Source organism: Brevundimonas sp. (assembly GCF_036399195.1).
In the GTDB taxonomy this organism is placed as follows: Bacteria; Pseudomonadota; Alphaproteobacteria; order Caulobacterales; family Caulobacteraceae; genus Brevundimonas.
On record NZ_DASWNO010000200.1, the window covers coordinates 1 to 5,743 of the forward strand.

Sequence of the window (5,743 nt, forward strand, 5' to 3'; positions counted from 1 at the left end):
CGAGGAACTCGACCTGGAACTGTCGCCCCTGCTGGCCCGCCGCGAGCGCGAACGTGAGCGCGACCGCGAACGCCCGCGTGAAGACGCCGTCGAAGCGTAAGGAGAGGACCTCATGACCGACACAACCGCTCCGCGCCCCGGCGCTCCCGTCAACGCCACGAACGGCCCCCGCCGTCCCTTCTATCGTCGCCGCAAGGTCTGCCCGTTCTCGGGCGAGAACGCGCCGAAGATCGACTACAAGGACGTCAAGCTGCTCCAGCGTTACATCTCCGAACGCGGCAAGATCGTGCCTTCGCGCATCACCGCCGTGTCCCAGATCAAGCAGCGCGAACTGGCCAAGGCCATCAAGCGCGCCCGCTATCTGGCCCTCCTGCCTTATGTGGTGAAGTAAGATGAAGGTCGTTCTGCTTGAACGCGTCGAGAACCTCGGCGCCATCGGCGACGTCGTCACCGTTAAGGACGGCTTCGCCCGCAACTTCCTTCTTCCACGCGACAAGGCGCTCCGCGCCACGTCGAAGAACCTGGAGAAGTTCGAACTCGACCGCGCCGCCATCGAGGCCCGCAACGACAAGAACAAGGAAGCCGCTCAGAAGGTCGCCGACAAGATCGACGGCCAGTCCTACGTCATGATCCGCCAGGCGGGTGAAACGGGCCAGCTCTATGGTTCGGTCGCCGGCCGCGACGTCGCCGAGGCCATCCAGGCCGAAGGCGGCAAAGTCGAACGTTCGCAGGTCGTGCTCAACACGGCGATCAAGACGCTGGGCGTCCACGAAGTGCTGGTTCGCCTGCACGCCGAGGTCCAGGCCACCGTCAAGATCAACGTGGCCCGCTCGGCCGATGAGGCTGAACGTCAGGCTAAGGGCGAGGACGTGATCAAGGCCGCCTACGACGAGGACCGCGAAGCGGCTCTCGAACAGGCCAAGGACATGGTCGCCGGCGGCGCCGGCCAGCAGGACGGTCTCGGTTCGGAAGCCTGAACCCACCGCACCGCTGTTTCAAGAGAAGGGCGCGTCCAGCCGGACGCGCCCTTTTTGCATCCCGCTCGCTTCGCGCGACCGTTGTTTCGCCGCAAATCATCGGCCATGCTGCGTCATCCGGGGAGGACCGCCATGAAGAAAATCGCCTTGATCGCCGGCGTCGCCGCCATGCTGTTCGCCACGGCCGCGAGCGCCATGACCGTGCAGCAGTTCCTGACCACCGCAGCTGGCATCCCCCGCAACCCGACGGCCCTGCTGCGTTCGGACACACGCCGGCTGATGAACGAGGTCAAGACCGGATTCGCCACCCTGCGGCGCGAACAGGACGCAGCGCGGGCCGCCGGCCGGGCGCCGGCGACCTGCATGCCGGAAAAGGTCCCCGTCAACGCCGATCAACTGCTCGCGCGCTTCAACGCCATCCCCGCGGCGCGTCGGAACATCACGGTCACGCAAGGGCTGCGCGAATGGATGAACGCTCGCTTCCCCTGTCCCACGGCCTGATCCGTACTGATCCGGCAGGGCTTTTCCGGCCATCCACAAAGGTGTCCCCGTTCATCTGACCGGAGCCTGACTTTTCCGTCCGTTTCCGACGCAGCGCGCCGCTATGCCTGTCGCCGATGAACGCCTTCGCCCCCGTCCAATTCCCGTCGCCGATGGACGCTGCGTCCATCCCGTCGCTGCCCCACAATCTGGAGGCGGAGCAGGCGCTACTCGGCTCGCTGATGTTCGACAACGCGGTGTTCGAGCGGCTGAGCGACCGATTACGCGGTGTCCATTTCTACGAGCCCTTCCACCAGCGTCTGTACGAGGCCATCGAGGACCACGTGCGTCAGGGCATGCTGGCCGAGCCGACGATCCTCATGGAGCGGTTCAAGCAGGATCCCGCCTTCCAGGAGTTCGGCGGCCTGCGCTACCTCGCCGATCTTGTCGACAGGGCGCCGCCCGGCGCCAATGCGCCCGACTATGCACGCGTGGTCTACGACCTCGCCCTGCGCCGCGACCTGATCCGCATCGGCGGCCAGATCGTGCGCGAGGCGCCGCAGCCCGAAACCGCCGCCATCGACCAGATCGAGAGCGCGGAACAGCAGCTCTACACCCTGGCTGAAACCGGGAAGCCGTCATCCGGGTTCGTCGCCTTCTCGTCCGCCCTGTCGGGCGCGGTCCAGATGGCCGCGGAGGCGTATCAGCGCGACGGCAAGCTGGCGGGTCTCGCCACCCATCTGGACGATCTCGACGCCAAGCTGGGCGGCCTGCACCCGTCCGACCTGCTGGTCCTCGCCGGACGTCCCTCAATGGGCAAGACGGCGCTGGCCACCAACATCGCGTTCAACGTGGCCCGCAACTATCGGTGGGAGCCGACGCCGGAGGGCCGCAAGACCGTCAGCGGCGGCGTCGTCGCCTTTTACTCCCTGGAAATGAGCGCCGAGCAGCTGGCCATGCGCATCCTGGCCGACGCGTCCGGCGTGTCGTCCGACAAGCTGCGCAAGGGCGAGATCGACGCCGCCGACTTTGGCCGGATCCGCGAGGCGGCGGTCGAGATCGGCGAGAGCCCGCTGTACATTGACGCCACGGGCGGCCTGTCGATCTCCAAACTGGCCGCACGCGCCCGCCGATTGAAGCGGCAGGAACAGGGGCTCGACCTGATCATCGTCGACTACCTTCAACTGATCACCACCGGCGAGAGCAACAACCAGAAGAACCGGGTGCAGGAGGTGTCGGAGATCACCGGCGCCCTTAAGGCTCTGGCCAAAGAACTGTCCGTACCGATCCTCGCCCTGTCGCAGCTGTCGCGTCAGGTCGAACAACGGGAAGACAAACGGCCACAGCTGTCGGATCTGCGGGAATCCGGCTCGATCGAGCAGGACGCTGACGCCGTCATGTTCGTCTATCGCGAGAGCTATTATCTCGGCCGAGCCGAACCGCGCGAAGGTTCGCCGGAGCACCTGCAGTGGCAGGAGGACATGGACCGTCTGGAGCACCAGGCCGAAGTCATCGTCGGCAAGCAACGTCACGGTCCGATCGGTACGATCAAGCTCAGCTTCGACGCCAACACCACCAAGTTCGGCAACCTGGCTCAGGGCCAGCGGTACGACAGCTACGAGTGACACAGGCCGCCTCGCAGCGGCGCTGGCATAACCCCGCGACGAACGCAGGTTTCGTTCTGGATCGCACGCTTCCGCGATTGACGCTTGAACGGTTTTTCGTTCGAAGCGTTGGTGTGCGCGTAGGGCGGGGATCGGCTTGAAGGAACTGGCGAAAACGGGCGGCGTAGCGGCCGACTTGGCGAATGCGTTTGACGCATCGCCCAATCCCTATGTGCTGCTGACCCCGGATCTGAAGATCGCCGCGGTCAACCAGGCCTATCTGGTCGCCACACGCAGCGAGCGCTCGGCCCTCATCGGCCGCCCGCTGTTCGCCGCCTTCGACGGCGGTCCCGGCGAGGAAGCGCCCGAGAACGTGCGTCAGGTGCAGGCCTCGCTCGAAAAGGCCCGCGACACGCGGCAGCGGGATCATCTGGCGGTGGTGCGATTCTCCATGCCCATCGTCGGACCGGACGGGGAGGAGGCCTTCGAGGAACGGCTGTGGAGCGCCACGCACACGCCGGTTCTGAACGAACAGGGAGGGGTCAGTTTCCTGCTGCAGCACACCACCGACGTGACCGAGTTGCAGCGGCTCAAGGACGGCGCCGCCCCCGCCAGTCAGATCAGCGCCATCGACGCCGTCCTGGGCGGCGCGGTCATGGGTCGAGCCGCCCTGGTGCAGGAAGACAACCGTCGGCTGGAGTCGGAGCGGAACCGGCTGGTCGAGATGTTCATGCAGGCGCCCGGCTTCGTCGCCGTTCTGTCCGGCCCCGACCACGTCTTCCAGATGTACAACGGCGCCTACGCCCAGCTGATCGGGCACCGGGATATCACCGGCAAGACGGTCCGCGAGGCCCTGCCCGAGGTGATCGACCAGGGCTTCGTTGCTGTCCTCGACGATGTCTTCGCCACCGGGGAGACGCACGAGGGTCGCAGCAGCCTGATCCAGCTTCAGCGCACGCCGGGCGCGCCGCTGGAGGACGTCTATTTGAACTTCGTCTATCAGCCGATCCGAGATGCTGACGGGGAGATGCTCGGGGTCTTCGTGCAGGGCCATGACGTCACCGCCAACGTCGTGGCCGCTGAGCGTCAAAAGCTGATGATCGACGAACTGAACCACCGGGTGAAGAACACCCTCGCCACGGTTCAGTCGATCGCCATGCAGACAGCCCGCTCGCACACGGATCCGCGGACGTTCGCGGAAGGGTTCCAGGCGCGGCTGATGGCGCTGTCGCACACCCATGACCTGCTGACGCGCAGCCACTGGGAGGGCGCGGACCTGCGCGCCGTCCTGCAGCACGAGACGGAGGCGCACGGCGCCAGCCGCATCAGCCTGGTCGGTCCGCCCGTGGCGCTGGAGCCCGCGGCGGCGCTGTCGCTCGGCATGATCTTCCACGAGCTGGCGACCAACGCCGCCAAATACGGATCCCTGAGCGCGCCGGAAGGGCGGGTCATGGTGGACTGGTCCGTCGCCGATCACGCCCGGCCCGTCCTGCACCTGACATGGCGGGAAATCGGCGGCCCGGCCGTGAGCGCTCCGGAGCGGAAGGGCTTCGGCAGCCGGCTGATCGAGCGAAACGTGCGACACGATCTGGCGGGCGAAGTGAAAGTCGACTACGCAAGCACCGGATTGGCGGTGGAATTCCGCGTTCCACTGGACAGGGATACGAGTCTATGACGCAGGCGTTGACGGATCGTCGGGTCCTGGTGGTGGAAGACGAGTCGCTTGTCGCCATGTTGCTGGAGACCATTCTCGAGGACATGGGCTGCACCCCGGTCGGGCCCGCCGCGACTGTCGATGAGGGGCTGGCTCTGGTGGCCGACGAAGCGCGACTGGACGCCGCCCTTCTGGACGTGAACGTGGCCGGCAAGCAGGTCTTCCCCGTGGCCGAGGCGCTCAAGGCGCGCGGCGTACCGTTCGTCTTCTCGACCGGCTATGGCGAAGGCGGGCTGCCGGACGAATGGCGCGGTCAGGCGACTATCCAGAAGCCCTTCACCGAAGCCGCCGTGCGCGACGCCCTCATGAAGGCGATGGGCGTCGAAAACGCCTGACGCGGACGGCGCCGGGCGCTACCGGCGAAAATCCTTCAGCACCGCCTTGGCCGCATTGTGCCCCGGCGCGCCCGTGACTCCTCCGCCCGGATGCGCGCCCGAGCCGCACAGATAGAGGCCCGGCACCGGCATCCGATGGTCGGCGTGGCCCAGCACCGGGCGGGCGCTGAACAGCTGGTCCAGAGTCAGCCGGCCGTGGAAGATGTCGCCGCCGACCAGGCCAAAGCGTCGCTCCAGATCGCGCGGCCCCAGCGCCAGCCGCCCCAGCACCGAGGCCTTGAAGCCTGGCGCGCGGCGGTCGACGGTGTCGATCATCAGATCGGCGACGGTGTCCCGGTGTTCGTCCGCCAGATCGGGCGAGACGTGCTGGCAGAACAGGCTGGCGACGTGCTGTCCGGGCGGCGCCAGCGTGTCGTCGAGCGTCGAGGGGATCAACATCTCGACGATCGGCTGCTCCGACCACCCGTTCAGGCGGGCCGAGGCATGGGCGCGATCCATATAGGCCAGGGATGGCGCGATGATGATCCCCGCCGTGAGGTGATCGCCGGTCCCCGGCAAGGCGGTGAAGCTCGGCAGCTTCGACAGCGCCACGTTCATGCGGAACGTGCCCGAGCCGGACTGGTAGTTGCCGAT

At 66.8% G+C, this 5,743-nt stretch carries 6 protein-coding genes and 1 pseudogene; 6 read left to right on the forward strand and 1 reads right to left on the reverse strand.

Going from position 1 to position 5,743, the window contains the following annotated elements; all coding sequences use genetic code 11:
- The first annotated feature begins 112 nt into the window (after positions 1-112).
- The 6 genes from rpsR (at position 113) to VGB60_RS09180 (ending at position 5,110) form a co-directional block, all read left to right on the forward strand.
- A complete protein-coding gene (gene rpsR / locus VGB60_RS09155; protein ID WP_331037960.1) occupies positions 113-391 on the forward strand; it encodes a 30S ribosomal protein S18 in 279 nt (92 codons plus the stop codon).
- Between the two features lies 1 nt (position 392).
- Positions 393-977 (forward strand): 50S ribosomal protein L9, encoded by a 585-nt coding sequence (gene rplI / locus VGB60_RS09160; RefSeq protein WP_331037961.1) that lies wholly within the window; start codon positions 393-395, stop codon positions 975-977.
- Positions 978-1,109: 132 nt separating this feature from the next.
- Complete coding sequence (locus VGB60_RS09165; protein ID WP_331037962.1) at positions 1,110-1,478, forward strand: hypothetical protein; 369 nt, start codon at positions 1,110-1,112, stop codon at positions 1,476-1,478.
- 116 nt (positions 1,479-1,594) lie between these two features.
- Positions 1,595-3,082, forward strand: a complete 1,488-nt coding sequence (locus tag VGB60_RS09170; RefSeq protein ID WP_331037963.1) for a replicative DNA helicase — start codon at positions 1,595-1,597, stop codon at positions 3,080-3,082.
- A gap of 136 nt (positions 3,083-3,218) precedes the next feature.
- Positions 3,219-4,736: a PAS domain-containing sensor histidine kinase gene (locus tag VGB60_RS09175; RefSeq protein ID WP_331037964.1), complete on the forward strand. Its 1,518-nt coding sequence runs from the start codon at positions 3,219-3,221 to the stop codon at positions 4,734-4,736.
- Positions 4,733-5,110, forward strand: a complete 378-nt coding sequence (locus tag VGB60_RS09180) for a response regulator (protein WP_331037965.1) — start codon at positions 4,733-4,735, stop codon at positions 5,108-5,110. The genes VGB60_RS09175 and VGB60_RS09180 overlap by 4 nt, the downstream gene beginning before the upstream one ends.
- An 18-nt stretch (positions 5,111-5,128) precedes the next feature.
- Here VGB60_RS09180 and VGB60_RS09185 read toward each other — a convergent pair.
- Positions 5,129-5,743: pseudogene (locus tag VGB60_RS09185) on the reverse strand (NAD(P)/FAD-dependent oxidoreductase); the annotation flags it as partial.

Excerpts from the sequence above, each read along its gene's own strand:
- rplI (WP_331037961.1), top strand. The coding sequence starts at position 393 with ATGAAGGTCGTTCTGCTTGAACGCGTCGAGAACCTCGGCGCCATCGGC.
- VGB60_RS09170 (WP_331037963.1), top strand. The coding sequence starts at position 1,595 with ATGAACGCCTTCGCCCCCGTCCAATTCCCGTCGCCGATGGACGCTGCG.
- rpsR (WP_331037960.1), top strand. The coding sequence starts at position 113 with ATGACCGACACAACCGCTCCGCGCCCCGGCGCTCCCGTCAACGCCACG.
- VGB60_RS09165 (WP_331037962.1), top strand. The coding sequence starts at position 1,110 with ATGAAGAAAATCGCCTTGATCGCCGGCGTCGCCGCCATGCTGTTCGCC.
- VGB60_RS09180 (WP_331037965.1), top strand. The coding sequence starts at position 4,733 with ATGACGCAGGCGTTGACGGATCGTCGGGTCCTGGTGGTGGAAGACGAG.